Genomic DNA, 18,535 nt, shown 5'->3' with positions numbered 1-18,535 from the left:
ATAACTCTCCTCAATCGCCCATACGAAACAGGCGCAACATATTGCGGCGAATGATAAGCCCTTTCTGGCGCGTTTCAAACCGTCCATATGCAATCTTGTGCTACACGCTTTGTCTTTCTGCCTGTGCCAGCCATATCCAGCGTCCTAATTTGCACCTGACAGCCGAAGAAACTGCACTCATCCCACCCAGTCTATTGCTCACAGCATCCGACCATCATTCCATACCCTTGCGCCTCTATCCGTCGCGTCAGCCTGTAAAAGCTCTCATTCTGGCACTGCACGGCTACGGGGACAGCCGTGATGGCTGGGAAACTATTGCCCCTGAGCTTAATGCAGAGGGCATAACAATTATTGCACCCGACCAACGCGGCTTCGGCAGCACAGCAGAGCGCGGGCATTGGAGCAGCACCGAACGCATGGTTGAAGACGCACGCGAAATTGCCCACTGGGTCCACGTACAATATCCAAAAACCTCACTTTACGTTATGGGCTCAAGCATGGGGGGCGCGGTGGCTCTTCTCCTCACTACACGTCCTGATGCACCTCCCATAAGGGGCACTATCCTTCTGGCCCCTGCGGCACTCGATATAGGAACACCTTGGCGACAAATTCTGGACGGCTTGGACGCCATCGCTCCTCAAAAAAGACTTGATGGATCTTCCGTTCCCGGCACTCGGGTTGCAACGGACAATATGGCCGCCGCCCGAAGGCTCTATTTTGATCCCCTCACAATGCACTACGCAACCATAGAAACACTTGATGGCCTAACCCATCTCATGCGCAGCGCCTACTACGCTGCACCCCATCTGACGCAGCCAAGTCTAATGATTTTTGGCGGCAGAGATCAGTTCGTTCTTCCTGCCTATACAACCCGGTTGATAAGCCGCCTTCCCTCAACGGTTAGACTCGATGAAATACCCTCCGCACACCACCTCTTAGAGCGTGATAAACGCGACGTAGCACGTGATATCGTCTCATGGATTTTCACACCCGACAAAATGCTACCTTCCGGCGGAGACATTGCCGCGAGCCTATGGAAAGCAACCTCTCCCCCCTAAATTTACCATCATACAGGGAAAGGACTTGGCAAACTTATTAGAACCGTCTATCGAGGGCGCCAAGGGACCCGTAGCTCAGCTGGATAGAGCGTTGCCCTCCGAAGGCAAAGGTCACGCGTTCGAATCGCGTCGGGTCCACCACATCTCTAAAAAATAGCTATTTTCTGCCGTTCACCTGCAGGGCTTGTTACCCTAACGGTCTGGTTCAACAGTTGGGCGCACCCTTGACGCTGCTGATTTTTCCAATGCCACAGATTACCGCGTTTGACAGGTTTTCGCCGCAAACAACGCGTGTAATTTGCACCGCGCTTGAGGCGCCAGCGACGGATCGCATCATACTCCCACGTTCCAAAAGCGCGTCTTCAACCAAACGAAAACTCAGTAGAAAATAGAAATACGGCCACACTTCATACACGGTCACTGCACGCAAAATCGATGCCGTTTGTAGCTAACAGGCACCTTGTTCATTGCTGCCATCTGCCACGAAGGCGTTAATCTGACAGCACCGGTGAGTTAATCTTTTGCCGCCCCGGTGCTTCACAGCGAGAAAGGGCATCGCGAATGGCGAGGCCGAGCTCTTCGTCGGACGCGGAGAGCGGAACGGTGACCCGCGTCGAGGCATATTTTTTCTTATCCATCGGCCCCCACGCGCTATGCCCACCGGCTCTCCGCTTACTGGCGGCCAACGTCACGAAGTCATCAACTAAATCATGCCAACTTGCAAAGACAACATCACATCGATCGCCGATTTGCTTGTATATTTTGTAGCCGTATGTGCGCATAATTTCGTCGTTGAACGCTAATCGTCTTTGATTTGACGCTTCTTGCATTCTGTCATGCTCCTCCCCCTTGAGAGAGGGCAACTCAGGTTTATCAAAATACTCGCTACTCAACAGAGCTTTGCGAAAATTTTCACCGATCCACTGCACGGAGGTATCTCCGGGAGCATGGACGCACCAACCCGTCCGCGAGAAATACATACCTCCCCAGATTTCTTGTGACACAAGAGCAATATATTTGGGTGATAGAGTAATGATCACACTTTTTCTGTGTAGACTGCGAATACGCTCCGGGGTGTAAATTAACTCATTCATACGATGGCATCGATCTCAAAAGTGAGTGGCTTGTAGCCATTGGTTTCATAAGAGGCCATTTTTACGGCGGCGCCATGATAGGCTTCGCAGATCTGTTTCCACTGCGCGTCGATTGTACCATCTACCCGGGCAGCCAACAAAACCTGTAGGGTCGGGTATCACTCTGACCGAACGTTACTTTGACAGGAGCACCCCTCTTCATGCTGTCAGTCATACATTCCATGGATATGTAAGTTCCTCGACTGCTTATTTGAATTAACTAAAAAATTATAATGTAATTATTAAATATAAAAAAACCCTATATTGATAACAACTGTCATTTTAAGTTTTAACAAACTTAACATACACTAAGGCGTTCAAACAAAAAATAGACCTTAGCACGAAATGAGTAAACGCTTATGCCGCGCGGACAAGGCAAGCTAGATCGTAAGCCGACTAAGTCCAATCTTCCCCAAAAGGAATGCCCTGTGTGCCAAAAACCTTTTTCGTGGCGCAAGAAATGGGCCAAAAACTGGGACAGCGTCCTCTATTGTTCTGAGCGTTGCAAACGGCAAAAATAAACTCATACTTTAAAACGAAGAGCAGAAGTGCACAGGCATTTGCCTTTGACACAAAAAGAAAATTAAATGCTAACCGAAATTGTCATAGCCCAAACACCATTCATCTGGGAATTCAAAGTAGTTTGTTGCCGCAGTCAAGAACAAGCTTAGAAGACCGTATTGCCGTAACCTTGCTTGTATCCCTTGCAGTTCTTGTACCCATCACGCCTTTTTGTTGCCTTAAAACCGTTGTTTTTTAGGCTATGCTCTTCAAGCCGCTGCAAAGGCACGGAACTTCTCAGCGCAAGCTGCGATAAATCCAAATCCACTTAGGAGGAAAAGTCATGAACTTTAAAACTCTTCGCACAGTCCTCGCCATCACATTGCTTGCTGGCGGTAGCCTCTCACTCTCCGCTTGCAACACAACACGCGGTGCAGGTGAAGACATTTCTGCAGCTGGACATGCAACATCAAGCGCCGCAACGGGCGCTAAGGAAAAGATTAGCAGCTGGACAAGCGGCAAGTAATCTAGACTTTTGCGGGGCCCATCAGTGCTGGTGGGCCCCGCAAATTTTAATCAAACAAAAGACATCCTGTTAACGTCAACCAACCCGCGATCTGTCAACTTCAGGTGCGGTATCACTGGCAGCGCCAAAAAGGCCAGTTGAAGGAACGGCTCTTCAAGCGTTCCACCCATTTTCGCTACAGCGGCACGCAAAGTAATCAGCTCATCTCGCACTTGTTCATAAGGTGCATCGCTCATGAGCCCTGCAACCGGCAATGCCAGTTCAGCACGTATCTGACCATCCTGCACTGCGACAAACCCCCCGCCAGTGGCCATGAGACGCTCCACAGCCAATGCCATATCGGCATCATTCACGCCAACTACGCAAACATTATGGCTATCATGTCCAACAGACGACGCGAGAGCACCGCTTGTAAGACCGAACCCACGAACAAAAGCTCGGCCAATATTATCGTTATGGCCATGTCGGGCTACAACACAGAGCTTAGCAATATCCTGCGTAATATCAGGCAGCACATGCCCGGCATCTTCAGGTAAGTCATGCGTCAGATAGTCTGTGATGATTTGCCCGGGCACAATACCAATGACAGGCCGGGCCTTACCCGTACCATGCACAGCTAGATCCGCCACCGTGACGGCTTTAGCGCGGCGCATGCTATCTTTACCAATAGCAGGCACAATCTCCCTTGCCTCAAAGAGCGCATCGTTCACTAACCGACCAGCAGATATCACATCAGAGACACGACATTCCGCCAAATCGTCCAATAATACGACGTCAGCGCGTTTGCCCGGCGCAATGATACCACGATCACGCAAACCAAATGCCTGAGCAGCAGAGAGAGAAGCTGCGCGATAGGCCGCCAAAGCCGGAACCCCTAATGAGATAGCTTTGCGAATGAGGTAATCTAGGTGCCCTTCATGCGCAATTTCGAGTGGGTTCCGGTCATCCGTGCAAAAAGCAAAGAAAGACGATGTTTCTACTGTCAAAAGAGGTGCAAGGGCCTCCAAATCTTTACAAACCGATCCTTCTCGGATCAGTACAGTCATCCCTTTACGAACTTTTTCCAGCGCTTCATCCACACGTGTCGCTTCATGATCCGTGCTTATTCCGGCCGATAGATAGCCATTCAACGCCGTTCCTCGCATCAAAGGCGCATGACCATCAATATGCCCGCCAGCAAATGCGGCTAATTTGGCAATGCAGCCAGCATCACCGTTCAAAACGCCCGGCATATTCATAAACTCTGCTAAGCCAATGACTTGCGGATGGTCACGGTAAGCCACAAGCGCAGCAGCATCCAGAGAAGCGCCTGAAGTCTCCATGTCTGTAGCAGGGACACAGCTTGAGAGGTTAACTCTCAGATCCATGATCATACGCTCAGACGAGGTCAGGAAGAAATCAAACGCGGCTCCACCGACGACATTAGCCAACTCGTGAGGATCGCAGATTGCCGTTGTTACGCCATGCGGAAGCACACAACGGTCGAACTCCTGTGGTGTCACCAGCGACGATTCAACATGTAAATGTGTGTCGATGAACCCCGGTACCGCGATACGACCATTCCCCTCAATGACCGTTTTTCCTTCATAACGGCCATAAGTCCCCACAACAGTATCACCGCATACAGCAATATCCGTCGGGACTAATTCACCTGTCACCAAATCCAGCATACGAACATTGCGGATCACCACATCTGCGGTTTCCGCCCCCTGCCCTTGGGCGATGCGCTGTTTTAAAATGCGCTCCATTCCCGTATCTGACATGCTGGTCTCCTTCTCTATCATGACAAGGCCATCGCATAACGCGCTTAGCTCCCGCAACATCCTTCATCGAAAAACCTGACAAATTTTGCGGAACGTGCCATTGACGCTGCCATGATTCCAAAACGCACTATCGATATTATTGGCGCGGGCCCGGCAGGGCTAATGGCAGCAGAACACTTGGCGAGCGCCGGGTACGATGTCCATATTTATGACGCCATGCCCAGCGTCGGGCGTAAATTGCTAATGGCAGGTCGTTCAGGACTGAACTTGACCCATGCCGAGGCTTTGGAAACATTCCTTAAACGCTATGGCGCTGCACGAGCCTATCTTGAGCCTTCTATCCGTGCATTTCCACCCACTGCCTTGCAGGAATGGGCGGAAAATTTGGGCCAACCCTGCTTTACAGGCTCTTCTGGGCGAATATTCCCTAAAGCTCTCAAAGCATCGCCTTTGCTGCGCGCATGGTTGAGCAGGCTTAATACGCTCGGAGCAACGCTTCATACCCGCCACCACTTCACGCACTTCTCGGAGCAGGGTAATCACTTTTCTACACTACACGGTGAGATAATCACGACCCCCAGTGCAACTCTTCTCGCCCTAGGTGGAGCCAGCTGGTCTCGTCTCGGATCAAATGGCGCCTGGGTTTCCCTATTTCCGGGTCTAACCACGGCTTTCGCGCCATCAAATTGCGGCTTCATTCCCTCTTGGCCAGCAGAATTTCGCCAGCGCCACAATGGAAGTATTCTCCACGGTATTGCCCTGAAGCACAATCAGCAAATACGACGTGGCGATCTAACGGTTACGGAACGAGGCTTAGAAGGCAGCGCACTCTATTCCCTAACACCCAATCTGCGTGATGACTTGATATCCAAAGGCCGAGCGGAGGTTACATTAGACCTTCGCCCTACTCTTACCTTGCAGCAAATCGAGCAAAGATTAACTGCTCAGCGCCCTCGTGAGAGCCTATCAAACCGTCTGCGTAAAGCCCTCGCACTGGACAGTATTTCTAGGGAGCTTGTGCGCGATGCCACCCCGAAAAATGCATCGCCACATCAATTAGCGGTCGCTATCAAAGCGCTGCCTCTAACATTAACCGGCACTGATGCACTCGATCGCGCCATTTCTACAGCCGGCGGCCTTAAACTCACAGAACTCGATAGCCGCTTCATGCTAAAAGCTCAGCCCGGCCTCTTTGCAGCTGGAGAAATGCTGGACTGGGAAGCCCCAACAGGCGGTTACTTATTGCAAGCCTGTTTTTCTACAGGCCGAATGGCAGCACAAGGCATGATCGACTGGCTCGAATCACAAGATTCCGCTATCCGCTTCAGCCCATGACCTCCATCATTCTCGGACAGGGCCGCGACGGCTCCTCCATCGAACTCGACCTCCCCGAACTCCTCGCAACGCGACTTCTCGTGCAAGGCAACTCTGGTTCAGGAAAATCGCACCTCTTGCGGCGCCTGCTGGAACAAACAGCCAATGTCGTGCAGCAGGTTATGATCGACCCCGAGGGGGATTTCGTTACTCTTGCCGAGCATTACGGACATCTGGTCATTGATGTAGAGGACCAAAGCGAGGCAAGCCTCCGCGCTGCCGGTGAACGCGTACGCGCACACCGCGCATCCGTGGTTTTAAACCTCGAACACGTGGAAGCAGAAATGCAGCTTCGTGCAGCGGGGGCCTTTCTGAATGGGATGTTTGAAGCACCCCGCGCCCACTGGTATCCTGTCCTCGTCGTGGTGGACGAAGCTCAACTATTTGCACCAGTTGCTGGCGGGGACACTACAGACGAAGCACGGCGCCTTTCCCTTGGCGCGATGACAAACCTCATGTGCCGCGGCCGTAAACGCGGGCTTGCAGGCGTCATTGCAACGCAACGCCTCGCGAAGCTAGCCAAAAACGTCGCCGCCGAAGCCTCCAACTTCCTTATGGGCCGCACATTTCTCGACATTGATATGGCCCGTGCAGCAGATTTGCTGGGCATGGAACGCCGCACAGCTGAATCCTTCCGGGACTTGGCACGCGGTCAATTTATGGCCCTCGGGCCAGCTTTATCCCGGCGCCCGAAGCTAGTCGCCATCGGGAGCGTAGAAACGGCCAGCCATGCCACCGGCCCTATTCTCGTGCCCTTAGAGCCGGTACCAGCGGAAGAACTGCGCGATATAATTCTTGAACCTATCGCAGAGCTTTCTCCACGCCCACGCCGGGAAAACCGCCCGCCGCCGCCTGACCTTCTCGCTCAGTTGGATGCATACGGCACAAACCGCGATGCCGCCGAAATCAGCACCGCGACCGCTACTACGACCATTGAAGCTGACCCAGATACGCTTTGGTCCCTAGTTTCAGAAGTCGCGTCCGGCGATGATGCTGACTATAAACCGTTAGCAACGCTCTACCAAGATTTTCAGCTAAGAGCGCGCATATTGGGCCTACCAAGGACAATATTAGACCTTCCCAGCTTCCAGCGCATACTTATTAATTCCCGCGTCGGTTTGGACCGTTCACGCGCGGAAACGGAAGAATGGCAGCAGGCAGAGCACGTTGCCCATACCTTACCTGAAGATGTCAGGGGGGTATTTCTCTTGCTCGCACGTCATGCTTGGGATGCTTTGCCCTGCCCGGACGATGATGCTCTTGCTAGAGCTTACGGCACACATTCTTTGGGGCGTGCGCGCCGACAATTAAACTATTTGGAAGAACGTGAAGTCATTGTGCTTCAGCAAACATCATCTCAACGAAGGGTTGCTATCGTTGGTATTGGATGGAGTACAACCTGAACAGGCTATGTAATAAATATGAAATAATTTATTAATATTATGTTCACACCGTAAACTTCTCGTAATGTTTAGGTTCCGACCCGGTTTTCATGTCATCCATAAGGTTGTCCATGTCGGGTCTTTTACTGCGTCGTCGCGCGCAACTTGCACTTTTCTGCTCCCCGCTCGCGGTTGCTTTTGCGTCGGCGTATGCTGCACCTGCGCATCACCATGCCAAAAAAGTTTCTGCCGCTCAGGCGTCTAAAACATCTGCGCAATACCGCTCAGCCCCTACGGCTCAGCCGGCACCAACACGCACAATTGCTGCTACGACAGTGCCCGCTGCCCACCATGCGGCACCACGCTCTGTAAATGCTGCAGTAAGCGGCAACGAACAGCTCATTATCACTGCGCGCCGCACTCACTCGGAACAAACCATTGGCCGGGTGCAAATGCAGCGTGAGCTCTCGGGTATTAACCCCATCAAAGCTTTGTCTGTATTGCCAGGTGTCGTGTTTAATAACGCTGACCCATGGGGCAACAACGAACAAAACTCATCGCTCATTGTTCACGGCTTTAACCAAAACCAACTTGGTTACACACTTGACGGCATCCCGCTGGGTGACCAGGCGTATGGTAACTATAACGGCCTTTCCCCGCAGCGTGCTGTTATCAGCGAAAACGTCGGCGCAACATCCATTGCCACCGGCGCGGGTGACCTCAGCACTGCTTCTACCTCCAATCTTGGCGGCTCACTCCAGTTCTCAACGCAAGACCCGTCCCACCGTCGCGGCGCACAAGTTGAGCAAGTCTTCGGTAGCTTCTCCACCTTCCGCACTTTTGCCCGCCTCGACACGGGTGATTTCGGCAATGGTAACAGCGCCTACGTCTCGTTCGTGCGACAAGATGCCCGCTCTTGGGACAACCCCGGCTCACATCAAGGCGGTTATCAGGTTAATGCGAAATTCCGTCACGACACGGCGCATGACCATCTTTCCGTGTTCTTCGACTGGTCTGATAAGGTCGAGCCAAACGAAGACCCTGTCACGGTCACACCAAATGCCACCAATATTCCTTACACACGCCCATTTCTGTTCCCTGACCTGAACGCCGCAAAAAACTATATTAACTCTCCCAACATCAAGAGCCTGATTGCGTCAAACAACTACCGCAATTATTACGGCGGCGCGCAGCGTGAAGACTTTTTAGCCTACGCCAAATGGTCCCATGATTTCAGTGAAAACCTGCACTGGGATAACAACTTCTATTACCACCACAACCTCGGTGAAGGCATTATCGCTGGCCCAGCAACCGTTGCTGGTCTGCCAACACTCTTTGCCGCCTATTACCCCGGCCTCAACTCACAAAGCCTAAACAACGTCTTTGGTGGTTCCGGCTACGCAACACGTACTACAGAATACTGGGACAATCGCGGCGGCCTCACTTCCGCACTACGCTACCACCTTCACAACCACTCCATCGAAGTTGGCGGTTGGTACGAGCGGAACAACAACACACAAGCCCGCCGCTGGTACGCATTCTCCTTCGAGAACCCAACCACACCGTATGAGCGCCAGCAAAACCCGCTGATCAAGCAATATACCAACTATTTCTATACCAATACATTCGTCACGCATCTGCAGGACGTATGGCAGGTTTCCAAGAACTTCTCTCTAATGGGCGGTTTCAAATCCACGCTGGTCTACACAAACGGCACACTCCCCGTTGCAGCCCTTCCCGGCGCGCTGTCACCTAAAAACGCCATTACAGTACCGGGTGGCCAGATCAGCACGACCAAGCCTTTCCTGCCGTCTTTCGGCGCCACATGGACCCTCACACCCCACGAACAGTGGTTCGCCAACATTCAGCAAAATGTACGCTCCTTCCAGGCTGCCGGTTACGGCAACGCAACCCCTTGGGGCGCGACAAGCCAAGCGGCGTTTGAAGATTTCCGTAAAAACGGCAAGCCCGAAACATCATGGACCTACGAAACAGGCCTGCGTGAACACCGCAACCTGAACCTTGGCCCCATCACCGGCTTTGAAGGTCAGATCACATATTACCACGTTCACTTCTCCAATCGTCTGCTCGCTATCGCAACCAGCAACGTCTATTCCGTCGCGGGTGCCGCCACCATTTTGGCCAATGTCGGCTCAGTGGATACAAACGGCGTGGACGTGAACGGAACCATTCACCTGGGTTCACATTTCTCACTATATGACGCGCTGTCGTATAATAAGTCTCAGTACAACGCGAATTACCTGAACAACGGTAATGTCGTTGCTACGGCGGGCAAAAACGTAGTGAACGTTCCCGCATGGAGCAATAAGTTTATTGCCAGCACCAACTGGGGCAATGCCTACGGCCAGTTTATCGGTGAATATCAGGGCAAGCGTTACACCACCTTCACCAACGATATGTCCACACCATCCTATAAGCTCTTCAGCATGAACGCTGGTTATACCTTCAACAACGTGCCGCATGTTGCATCTCTGAAGGTACAGGGTAACATCACCAATCTTACCGGTGAGCGTGGCTGGTCCACCGTCAATGCAGGAGCAGCAAGCGGCCAGTATACCGCATTCCCCATCGCGCCACGCATGTTCTTCCTGACTGTTAGCGGTTCCCTCTAAGGAGTAGTTGTCCATGTTGACCCGCCGTAAGACCCTTGGCCTCCTCACGGCGGCCAGCATGGCACCCGCCATCATAACCCCCCGGGCAGCTAAGGCTGCCCCGTCCCTAGCCCCGCAGCCTTTAATTTTCGCCCATCGTGGTGCATCAGCCCTTCGCCCCGAGCATACTTTTGGTGCCTATGCCAAAGCCATGCAGGATGGCGCTGACTACATTGAACCGGACTTGGTAATGACAAAGGACGGGCACCTTGTCGTCCGCCACGAACCCAATATTGCAGAAACAACCAATGTCGCCGAACATCCTGAGTTTTCCAGCCGCCGTCGTACCCTGACCATTGATGGGGAAAAACAAACAGGTTGGTTCACTTTTGATTTTACTCTCGCAGAAATCAAAACTCTCAGAGCACGTGAACGCCTCTCAACGCTCCGTCCGCAAAATACGCGTTATAATGATCGTTTTGCCATTCCTACATTTGAGGAAATGATCGAGCTTGTTTCAGCAGAGGCCTCAGCCACCGGAAAAACATTCGGCATTATTCCTGAGATAAAACACTCGACATTTTTCCATAGTATCGGATTAGACCCTGAGACAGAGTTCTTGAAAATTATCGCGGCGCATGAATACACACGCCAAGCCCCGCTCGAACTTCAGTCTTTTGAAACTGCAAACCTCGCAAAAATCCGTTCGCAAGTTCTCGATATTAATCCTCAGGCCCGCCTGATGTTCCTGATGGATGACCGTAATGTCGTCCCAGCCGATATCGCCGCGTCAGGTAAAAAAACAACTTTTGGCGACCTTATGACGCCATCAGGTTTGAAAGAAGTACGCCAATTCGCAGATGTTATTGGTCCATCTAATATCGACATCATCCCAAGAGACGCACAAGGCGCTTGGCTTGCCCCTTCAACCCTGATCAGCGACGCCCATGCAGCAGGTCTTCTTGTCCACTCTTACACTGCCCGCCCTGAAAACTTTTTCTTACCCAAACAACTCCGCAATTCCGGCACTCCCGCAGAACGTAATCCAGCAGGTATGATTGCGGAACTACGCCGCTACCTTGACCTCGGCTTGGATGGCTTCTTTACAGATGACCCGGCTATTGGCCGGCTCGCACTGAATGGCCCCATCTGAGATACCCAACCGCGGAACACGCATGTTATCCCCAGTTTCATAGAACATCTCAGGGGACGGAGCTGTGGATTGCTTCTGAACAACGTGCAAGAGACACTCAAAGCCTCAGAGTTCTGCGGTCTTTTACATAGGAATAAGAAAAACGGCGCTTCGAAGTACGAAGCGCCGTTTTTCTTATTCCAAACAGTCAGCTAGGGGCTCAAGCCGGAGCCACACCTGACGAGACTTCTACGAAAGAATGGGCGTCCTCACCCAAAATCTTCACCAGCTCATCGACGACACGCTCAGCAGCCTCTTCGCCATTTACCGCGATAACCGGCTCATCATTACTAGGCTCTTCCAAGGTGGCCAACTGGCTTGGCAGAAGGCTCGGCGGCATAAAATGCCCCTCACGAGCTGCCATGCGCGCCTTTAAAACTTCAGGGCTTACTTTGATATATACAAACTCTACAGGAAGACCCGCCCGCAATTGCTCACGGTATGAGCGCTTCAGTGCTGAGCACGTTAACACCGCACCGTGACCAATGTTTCTTTCACGCTCAAGCCAATCATGACAAAGCTCAAGCCATGGACGACGATCTTCATCAGTCAGTGGCTGACCAGAGGACATTTTTTTAATGTTATTCTCAGGGTGCAACGCATCGCCCTCCTGAAAATCCCAGCCCAATCTGCGTGCAAGTTCTGTCGCTAACGTCGTTTTGCCGGTACCGGACACACCCATCACAACGATGAAATGCGGACGAACCGTTGGTTTCTTACCCTCAGAGGGTGCTACTTCCGTTCCCACCGCTCGACTCCATGATCCATTGCGACGAAGACTTCATTAGTCATGTTGAGGAACATGCCATGTTCAACGACCCCAACAATTGACCCAATACGTTGTTGAAGCTTTTCTGCGTCATCAATAAGGCCAAAAACGCAGTCTAAAATCAGATTTCCGTTATCGGTGATGTAGTGATGGCCGTGGCTGTCCATTCTTGGTTTGGCAACAACAGCCCCGCATTCCATCAAACGTTCAGCGGTGCACTCCCAGCCAAAGAAAACGACCTCAACGGGAATAGGCGCTCGCTCACCCAAGTGGTCTACCGGCTTTCGATTATCGACGATCACTACGAAACGTTTTGCGGACTGGGCTACAATCTTTTCGCGCAACAGCGCCCCGCCGAGGCCCTTCACGAGATGCAGCGTACCGCGTTGCACTTCATCGGCGCCATCAATAGCGATATCCAGCACGCGGTGTTTCGAAAAATCCGTCAGCTTGATACCGGCTTTTACCGCTTTTTCAGCACTGTCAATCGACGTTGGGATGGCTTCAATGCGCAGACCCTCTGCTACGCGCTCTCCCAAGCGTTCAATCATATATTTGGCTGTGCTTCCGGTCCCAAGACCGACCGTCATACCATCTTCTACAAGGTCGGCAGCGCGGCGCGCTGCCATTCTTTTGTAGATTTCAATTTCTGAGCCGGCACCACTCATGGCTCGTGCCCCTTACTTATGCGCCAGCAGCAGCACGATCGGCCAGAATGACGATACGCCCTTCTGACGTCACCCGTGCGGATGGCAGTTCTTGATCGCCGGCGCGCAGACGCTCCAGCATTTCGATTTTTGACGCGCCTGTTACTAGGAAAACAACCAATGCGCTTGATGCAATAGCTGGATAAGTCAAAGTAACGCGCTCATAAGGCACGGTTTCTGGCGCTGCAGTTCCAACCCATGCTTTGACTTCGTGCAAAACGGGCTGTCCCGGAAACAAAGAGGCCGTATGACCATCCGTGCCAAGCCCGAGCATCACCAAGTCAAAAAGTGGACGCCCCTTTTCTAGCTCATCTGAACCATAAGCCGCCTTAAGTGCTTTTTCATACACCGCAGCATCGGCAGTAACGGTCGCACCCGTGGGAATAGGAAAAATATTTTCGGCAGGGATCGGCACATGGCGCAATAGAACAGACTGGGCAACTGTTTGGTTTCCGTCTGGATGGCCAAGTTCTACGTGGCGCTCATCGCCGTAGAAAACTTGCAAACGGTCCCACGCAACACGGTTACGAAACGCGTCTGATGCCAAAAGCTCAAAAAGACGTTTGGGAGTAGAGCCGCCAGACAAGGCTACTCGATACAGCCCGTCAGCCTTAGCTTGAATACCCTCAACAAGCAATTCAGCCATGCGAAGAGCTACAGCTTCCGAATCAGCTAACGTCTCAAGCGAAGCGTTACGGATGTCGGTTGTCATGATTTTTGTATCCTTGGCAAAATGAAGCGCTCAATAGCTTGAGCCCATCCTTCTCGCTCATTTGTATCTGTCTGAAAATGAGCGGCTGCAACTATTTCCTCGTCAGCCTGCCCCATAGCAATGCTCAAACCTGCCTTGGAGAACATGGACAAATCATTCTGTGCGTCCCCAATGCAAGCAACCTCGTGTGGCTCAACTCCGCAGGCTTTGGCCAACTGGCGCAGCCCTTCGCCTTTATTGGCAAGAGCAGGCGTAATATCGAGCATAGTCTCAGCAGAGCGCCGGACACTAGCCTCCCCCTTGAGCATTGCACCGAGTTCAGCCTCAATTCTCCGCAGGAGACCAAAATCATTGCTGACGCCTACGACCTTACCAATGTCGTGGCGCTCATTGCGGAGGGACGGAATTTCGGTTGGTTCCAAACCTGTCATACGCCGGTCCAGAGCCACAAAACCTGTTGACGCATCTTCAACCAACCATGTCGAGCCGCGAAGAAACCATGTTTCGACCTTGTGCACATGTAAAACATCTAAAACGATGCTCAACACGTCTGGGCCCAAAATACGGTTTACTTCTAGCGTCCCGTCAGGACGGAAAATAGCACCACCATTAAACGCAGCTGACGGCCCCGTTAAGCCTAACGTCTTAACGATGGGCATGACGGCAGCTGGTGGGCGTGCGCTTGCAAGACAAAGGGGAACGCCCGCTTCCTGCAAACGCTTCACCATTTTGCGCGACGCTTCCGTCACGCTTTTTAACGGCGTCAGGAGTGTCCCGTCCAAGTCTGATACGACGAGCCGAATATGTTCCGCCGGCGGCGGAAGCTCAGCGTGGATAGCATCAAGATCGATAGACATTACACAACACTCCTGACCGAAAGAATGAACGATGTTCTTACTTTTGTTCGACGTGTCCGCCGAAGCCGAGGCGCTGTGCGGAGATGATTTTCTCAGCGAAGTTGTTTCCACTGCGTGAGCGGAAACGCGTGAACAGCGATGCCGTCATGACCGGCACGGGAACATCTTCCTCAATCGCGGCTTCGATCGACCAGCGACCTTCACCGGAATCCGAGACTTCCCCTGAGAACTCGGCCAGATCGCCCGACTTCGCGAGCGCCTCTGCCGTCAGATCCAGCAACCACGACGATACAACACTGCCGCGGCGCCAGACTTCAGCAATATCCGCAACATTCAGATCAAAGCGCTCACCTTCGGCAAGAACAGGGCTGTTCTTGCTCTTAAGCACGTCAAAGCCTTCAGCAAAGGCCTGCATCATGCCGTATTCGATGCCGTTATGGATCATCTTCACAAAGTGGCCTGATCCAGCTGGACCGCAATGCAGGTAGCCCTGCTCAGCGCGTGGATCCAAGCCCTCTGCATCGCGGTTCGGCGTGCGTGGCACGTCGCCCTTACCCGGTGCCAGTGCAGCCAGGATCGGATCAACGTAATCAGCAGCAGATTTCTCACCGCCATACATCATACAATAGCCGCGCTCGAGGCCCCACACACCGCCGGATGTACCAACGTCAATGTAGGAGATCCCCTTCTCCGCCAGTGCTTTCGCACGGCGCAGATCGTCCTTGTAGTACGAGTTACCACCATCAATGATGATATCGCCTTCGGTCAAAAGACCGCCGAGCTGCTCAATGCAGCTCTCCGTAATCGGGCCTGCTGGAAGCATAACCCACACCACACGGCGTTCGTCGCCCTTCAGCTTCGCTGTCAGGTCCTCAACACTCGAAGCCCCAACCGCGCGGCCACTCTCCGCACGGTCGACAATCTTCGACGTCGCTTCCGCTGAACGGTCAAAGGCTACTACATCATGGGCATGGCGCGTCAGGCGAACCGCTATGTTCCCACCCATACGGCCAAGGCCAATAATCCCAATACGCATCTGATTAGCCTTTCTTGATAGCTGAACGAACTGCCGTAGACAGTGCTTTCAGCCCTTCTTCTAACGAACCGGTGATGTGAACACGCAATGCGCGACGGCCACGATTTGAAAGCACCTCAAAATCACCGCGCGCCTGAGCCGCCTTCACAACACCGAAAGTAAATCCATAGCCTGGAACCGGTATATCGGCTGCATCATCCGCAGTAATTTGGAGGAACACACCACTGTCTGGCCCACCCTTATACGCTTGGCCAGTAGAGTGCAGGAAGCGTGGACCGAACTCAGCAGCTGTTGCAACCTTCAAGGCATCACGCACCTCGAGGCGGAGCGCTTGCAACCACTCACGCGTTTCTTTGTCACGCTCAACATAAGCCAGCAGGCCAACGTAATCACCTGCGCTAACTCTGCCGAAATGCGCCTTCAAAATTTCAACGACGTCGGATTCCTTAAGCGCTTCCGTATTCTTGGCATCAGCGTAAAACGAGAAGGCCCCGTCCTGTGCAAAGGCCGTCTCTGCTGGAAGTGAGCCCGTCTCTGCATAAGCAGAAGTCAGCTTACGCGTTTCAACCTTACTGAACTCTACGTCCGGCTGGTCGAAAGGATCAATTCTCAGCACCGAACCTGCGACAGCCGTTGCAAATTCGAACACGAAGAAAGCCTGGCCAAGTTGCACTTCGTCCCCGAGGCGCAACGTAACGACAGGGGCTCCTGCTTCACGCAATGCGGCTAGACGAGAGTTCGGCTTGGCGTCCCCGAGGAGAATGTCAACGAAAACACGGTCGGTGCCATAGTGGTCTGGCGTCGTGAGTGTTTCTTCGTCAATGGGGATGAGGCCCTTGCCTTCTTTACCCGTGCTTTCTGCGATGAGCTGCTCAAGCCAGGCCCCAACAGTCTCGATACCGTCAGAAGCAAGGATCGTCACCTTATCACGACGATAGCATGTAGCTGCCGCACCGAGGATTAAGCCCAGCTGCACACCAGGGTTAACCTGAGCAGGTGCGGAAGCACCACAGCTATCGACCATCAGCAAGGTGCTCGTCAGAAACTCACGGACATCAATACCGCTTGCTGCTGCTGGTACGAGGCCGAAGTTCGACAGAACCGAGAAGCGACCGCCAATTTTCGCGTCACCGTAGAAGATGTGCCAGAACTTGTGCTCTTCAGCCACGCTCTGCATCTTCGAACCAGGGTCCGTGATGGCGATGAAATGTTCACCCGGAGCCTTGCCCAATGCTTTCTCTGCGACATCCCAGAAATGTGCGAAGAGAATGTTCGGCTCAAGCGTGCCGCCTGATTTGCTAGCGACAATGAAAAGTGTTTTTTTCAGGTCGACAGACTGCTCGAATGTTTTGACCTGCTGCGGGTCTGTGCTGTCGAGCACGTGCAGTTTTGGCCAACCAACAGCTTGACCGAAGGTCGCGCCCAACACTTCTGGGCCAAGGCTCGAACCGCCCATACCCAACAGTAAGATGTCACTAAAACCACGGGACTTAACGTCGTTTGCAAGGGCTTCAAGTTCAGAAACATTTTTTAGGCGTTCTTGAACAATATCAAGCCAGTTCAACCAGCTTCCTTCTGGGCCGCCCGTCCAAACAGAGGCGTCTTTTTCCCAGACACGACGGACTTTACCGTCTTGGTTCCAAGAGTTTTCCAGCGCCGCTACGTCGTCACGAAGTTCTGCTGGCAGGTCTGCGCTGAATTGTAAAAGGCGTTGACCGAGTACGATCTCTCGTTTTTCGGCAACAGCGCCAAGCAGCGTATCAAAAGAAGCACTGAAAGCTGAGCAGCCATCTTTAACAAGCTTGTCAGTAACGCCAGCCAGATCCAGTGAAAGACGCTCAGCCTCGGCCAGTACATGGCGTGCTTCTTCAACGTTTTCTGTCAAGCTTGCACGAAGCTTACCGTGATCACGAAACGCGTCGAAGGTTGCTGGCGGAATGGTGTTAACTGTCTCTGGACCGATCAGCTCTTCTACATAAAGAACATCGGAATAGGCTTTGTCTTTGGTACCGGTGCTAGCCCAAAGCAAACGTTGCGGCTGAGCACTCTTGGAAGCAAGTGCCTTCCAACGGTCGCTTGCTTTGATGTCCAGATAGTACTGATAGGCAAGTTTTGCGTTAGCAATTGCTACCTTGCCGCGCAGAGATTTTAGAGTCTCTGCGTCTTTATCTCCAGCTGCTACGCGACGGTCAATTTCGCCATCGATCTTGCCATCAATACGGCTGACGAAGAACGAAGCAACACTGGCTATGCGTGAAATTTCTTCACCCTTGGCAGCGCGCTCCTCAAGGCCCGAAATATACGCCTCAAGAACAGCCTTGTAAGCATCCAGAGAGAACAGGAGCGTTACGTTTACGTTGATGCCGTCTGCGATGGCTTCACGAACAGCCTTTGCACCTTCTGCAGTACCTGGAATTTTAATCATCAGGTTTTCGCGGTCGACTGTTTTCCACAGACGACGCGCTTCTGCAATCGTGCCTTCCGTATCGAAGGCCAGGTAAGGTGAAACCTCAAGGCTGACATAACCGTCAAGGCCTTTTGTCTCATCAAAAACTGGACGCAACTCTGCACAGGCGGCACGAATGTCGTCAATCGCGAGCGTTTCGTAAAGGTCGCCTGGAGACAGAGCGCCCTCTTTTAGCAAGGAGCGGATCTGCGGATCGTATTCCGTACCGGAACCGATCGCTTTTTCAAAGATTGCAGGGTTAGAGGTCACCCCCCGCAAACCATCTTCGTCAACGAGCTTCTTCAGGCTGCCCGCTTCTGTGAAGCTGCGCTGAATGAAGTCTAGCCACGGGGACTGGCCGTATTCGGCCAGCCCCTGCAACACGTTGGCTACGCTAGCACCCGGTGTTTTTGAGATCGTGTCACCCACTGTTTCTCTCCATGTGTCTTCGTAGATTATATCCGCAA

The 18,535-nt window shown here is 52.6% G+C and carries 15 protein-coding genes and 1 tRNA gene; 8 read left to right on the top strand and 8 right to left on the bottom strand.

The annotated features are described in order from the left end of the window. Positions 1-50: 50 nt before the first annotated feature. Both D5366_RS09040 and D5366_RS09035 read left to right on the top strand, forming a co-directional pair. The gene (locus tag D5366_RS09040; protein ID WP_141493194.1) at positions 51-1,058 is read left to right on the top strand and encodes an alpha/beta hydrolase; all 1,008 of its coding nucleotides are present in this window, start codon (positions 51-53) and stop codon (positions 1,056-1,058) included. A 64-nt stretch (positions 1,059-1,122) separates the two neighbouring features. Beyond that, a tRNA-Arg gene (locus tag D5366_RS09035) sits at positions 1,123-1,199 on the top strand. 350 nt (positions 1,200-1,549) lie between these two features. Here the strand turns inward: D5366_RS09035 and D5366_RS09030 are convergent. Further along, positions 1,550-2,152 (bottom strand): contact-dependent growth inhibition system immunity protein, encoded by a 603-nt coding sequence (locus D5366_RS09030; RefSeq protein ID WP_141493193.1) that lies wholly within the window; start codon positions 2,150-2,152, stop codon positions 1,550-1,552. Between the two features lie 398 nt (positions 2,153-2,550). On the opposite strand from D5366_RS09030, the gene D5366_RS12235 reads away from it, so the two are divergent. Both D5366_RS12235 and D5366_RS09020 read left to right on the top strand, forming a co-directional pair. Continuing rightward, complete coding sequence (locus D5366_RS12235; protein WP_141493192.1) at positions 2,551-2,712, top strand: DUF2256 domain-containing protein; 162 nt, start codon at positions 2,551-2,553, stop codon at positions 2,710-2,712. A 323-nt stretch (positions 2,713-3,035) separates the two neighbouring features. Then, complete coding sequence (locus D5366_RS09020) at positions 3,036-3,218, top strand: entericidin A/B family lipoprotein (RefSeq protein ID WP_141493191.1); 183 nt, start codon at positions 3,036-3,038, stop codon at positions 3,216-3,218. Positions 3,219-3,268: 50 nt separating this feature from the next. On the opposite strand, the gene ade is transcribed toward D5366_RS09020, so the two are convergent. Then, positions 3,269-4,981, bottom strand: coding sequence for an adenine deaminase (gene ade / locus D5366_RS09015; protein WP_373317515.1), 1,713 nt, complete (start codon positions 4,979-4,981; stop codon positions 3,269-3,271). Between the two features lie 111 nt (positions 4,982-5,092). Here ade and D5366_RS09010 point away from each other — a divergent pair, with 111 nt between their 5' ends. From D5366_RS09010 to D5366_RS08995, 4 genes are all read left to right on the top strand, one after another. Further along, positions 5,093-6,316 carry a TIGR03862 family flavoprotein gene (locus D5366_RS09010; RefSeq protein ID WP_141493190.1) on the top strand — a complete coding sequence of 408 codons (1,224 nt, stop codon included), beginning with the start codon at positions 5,093-5,095 and terminating at the stop codon, positions 6,314-6,316. Next, positions 6,313-7,758 (top strand): ATP-binding protein, encoded by a 1,446-nt coding sequence (locus D5366_RS09005; RefSeq protein ID WP_141493189.1) that lies wholly within the window; start codon positions 6,313-6,315, stop codon positions 7,756-7,758. The genes D5366_RS09010 and D5366_RS09005 overlap by 4 nt, the downstream gene beginning before the upstream one ends. Before the next feature lie 110 nt (positions 7,759-7,868). Next, positions 7,869-10,370 carry a TonB-dependent receptor gene (locus tag D5366_RS09000; protein WP_141493188.1) on the top strand — a complete coding sequence of 834 codons (2,502 nt, stop codon included), beginning with the start codon at positions 7,869-7,871 and terminating at the stop codon, positions 10,368-10,370. Positions 10,371-10,383: 13 nt separating this feature from the next. After that, positions 10,384-11,502: a glycerophosphodiester phosphodiesterase family protein gene (locus D5366_RS08995; RefSeq protein WP_141493187.1), complete on the top strand. Its 1,119-nt coding sequence runs from the start codon at positions 10,384-10,386 to the stop codon at positions 11,500-11,502. A 199-nt stretch (positions 11,503-11,701) separates the two neighbouring features. On the opposite strand, the gene D5366_RS08990 is transcribed toward D5366_RS08995, so the two are convergent. Genes D5366_RS08990 through D5366_RS08965 form a run of 6 tightly spaced genes read right to left on the bottom strand, consistent with a single transcriptional unit; the run spans position 11,702 to position 18,497 of the window. Further along, positions 11,702-12,223: a gluconokinase gene (locus D5366_RS08990; protein WP_141493923.1), complete on the bottom strand. Its 522-nt coding sequence runs from the start codon at positions 12,221-12,223 to the stop codon at positions 11,702-11,704. A 50-nt stretch (positions 12,224-12,273) separates the two neighbouring features. After that, positions 12,274-12,978 (bottom strand): ribose 5-phosphate isomerase A, encoded by a 705-nt coding sequence (rpiA, locus tag D5366_RS08985; RefSeq protein ID WP_141493186.1) that lies wholly within the window; start codon positions 12,976-12,978, stop codon positions 12,274-12,276. Between the two features lie 16 nt (positions 12,979-12,994). Next, positions 12,995-13,729 carry a 6-phosphogluconolactonase gene (gene pgl / locus D5366_RS08980; RefSeq protein WP_141493185.1) on the bottom strand — a complete coding sequence of 245 codons (735 nt, stop codon included), beginning with the start codon at positions 13,727-13,729 and terminating at the stop codon, positions 12,995-12,997. Further along, positions 13,726-14,586 (bottom strand): Cof-type HAD-IIB family hydrolase, encoded by an 861-nt coding sequence (locus D5366_RS08975; protein ID WP_141493184.1) that lies wholly within the window; start codon positions 14,584-14,586, stop codon positions 13,726-13,728. Before D5366_RS08975 ends, pgl begins: the two co-directional genes overlap by 4 nt. A gap of 37 nt (positions 14,587-14,623) precedes the next feature. Continuing rightward, positions 14,624-15,622: a phosphogluconate dehydrogenase (NAD(+)-dependent, decarboxylating) gene (gene gnd / locus D5366_RS08970; protein WP_141493183.1), complete on the bottom strand. Its 999-nt coding sequence runs from the start codon at positions 15,620-15,622 to the stop codon at positions 14,624-14,626. A 4-nt stretch (positions 15,623-15,626) separates the two neighbouring features. Continuing rightward, a complete protein-coding gene (locus D5366_RS08965; RefSeq protein WP_141493182.1) occupies positions 15,627-18,497 on the bottom strand; it encodes a bifunctional transaldolase/phosoglucose isomerase in 2,871 nt (956 codons plus the stop codon). Positions 18,498-18,535 lie beyond the last annotated feature (38 nt).

The sequence above is a fragment of the Neokomagataea tanensis genome (assembly GCF_006542335.1).
GTDB lineage: Bacteria > Pseudomonadota > Alphaproteobacteria > Acetobacterales > Acetobacteraceae > Gluconobacter > Gluconobacter tanensis.
This window is presented reverse-complemented; position numbering and strand designations above follow the sequence as displayed.

Excerpts from the sequence above, each read along its gene's own strand:
- rpiA (WP_141493186.1), bottom strand. The coding sequence starts at position 12,978 with ATGAGTGGTGCCGGCTCAGAAATTGAAATCTACAAAAGAATGGCAGCG.
- pgl (WP_141493185.1), bottom strand. The coding sequence starts at position 13,729 with ATGACAACCGACATCCGTAACGCTTCGCTTGAGACGTTAGCTGATTCG.
- D5366_RS09030 (WP_141493193.1), bottom strand. The coding sequence starts at position 2,152 with ATGAATGAGTTAATTTACACCCCGGAGCGTATTCGCAGTCTACACAGA.
- D5366_RS09000 (WP_141493188.1), top strand. The coding sequence starts at position 7,869 with ATGTCGGGTCTTTTACTGCGTCGTCGCGCGCAACTTGCACTTTTCTGC.
- D5366_RS08995 (WP_141493187.1), top strand. The coding sequence starts at position 10,384 with ATGTTGACCCGCCGTAAGACCCTTGGCCTCCTCACGGCGGCCAGCATG.
- D5366_RS08975 (WP_141493184.1), bottom strand. The coding sequence starts at position 14,586 with ATGTCTATCGATCTTGATGCTATCCACGCTGAGCTTCCGCCGCCGGCG.
- D5366_RS12235 (WP_141493192.1), top strand. The coding sequence starts at position 2,551 with ATGCCGCGCGGACAAGGCAAGCTAGATCGTAAGCCGACTAAGTCCAAT.
- ade (WP_373317515.1), bottom strand. The coding sequence starts at position 4,981 with ATGTCAGATACGGGAATGGAGCGCATTTTAAAACAGCGCATCGCCCAA.
- gnd (WP_141493183.1), bottom strand. The coding sequence starts at position 15,622 with ATGCGTATTGGGATTATTGGCCTTGGCCGTATGGGTGGGAACATAGCG.
- D5366_RS09040 (WP_141493194.1), top strand. The coding sequence starts at position 51 with ATGATAAGCCCTTTCTGGCGCGTTTCAAACCGTCCATATGCAATCTTG.
- D5366_RS09010 (WP_141493190.1), top strand. The coding sequence starts at position 5,093 with ATGATTCCAAAACGCACTATCGATATTATTGGCGCGGGCCCGGCAGGG.
- D5366_RS09020 (WP_141493191.1), top strand. The coding sequence starts at position 3,036 with ATGAACTTTAAAACTCTTCGCACAGTCCTCGCCATCACATTGCTTGCT.
- D5366_RS09005 (WP_141493189.1), top strand. The coding sequence starts at position 6,313 with ATGACCTCCATCATTCTCGGACAGGGCCGCGACGGCTCCTCCATCGAA.
- D5366_RS08990 (WP_141493923.1), bottom strand. The coding sequence starts at position 12,223 with ATGGGTGTGTCCGGTACCGGCAAAACGACGTTAGCGACAGAACTTGCA.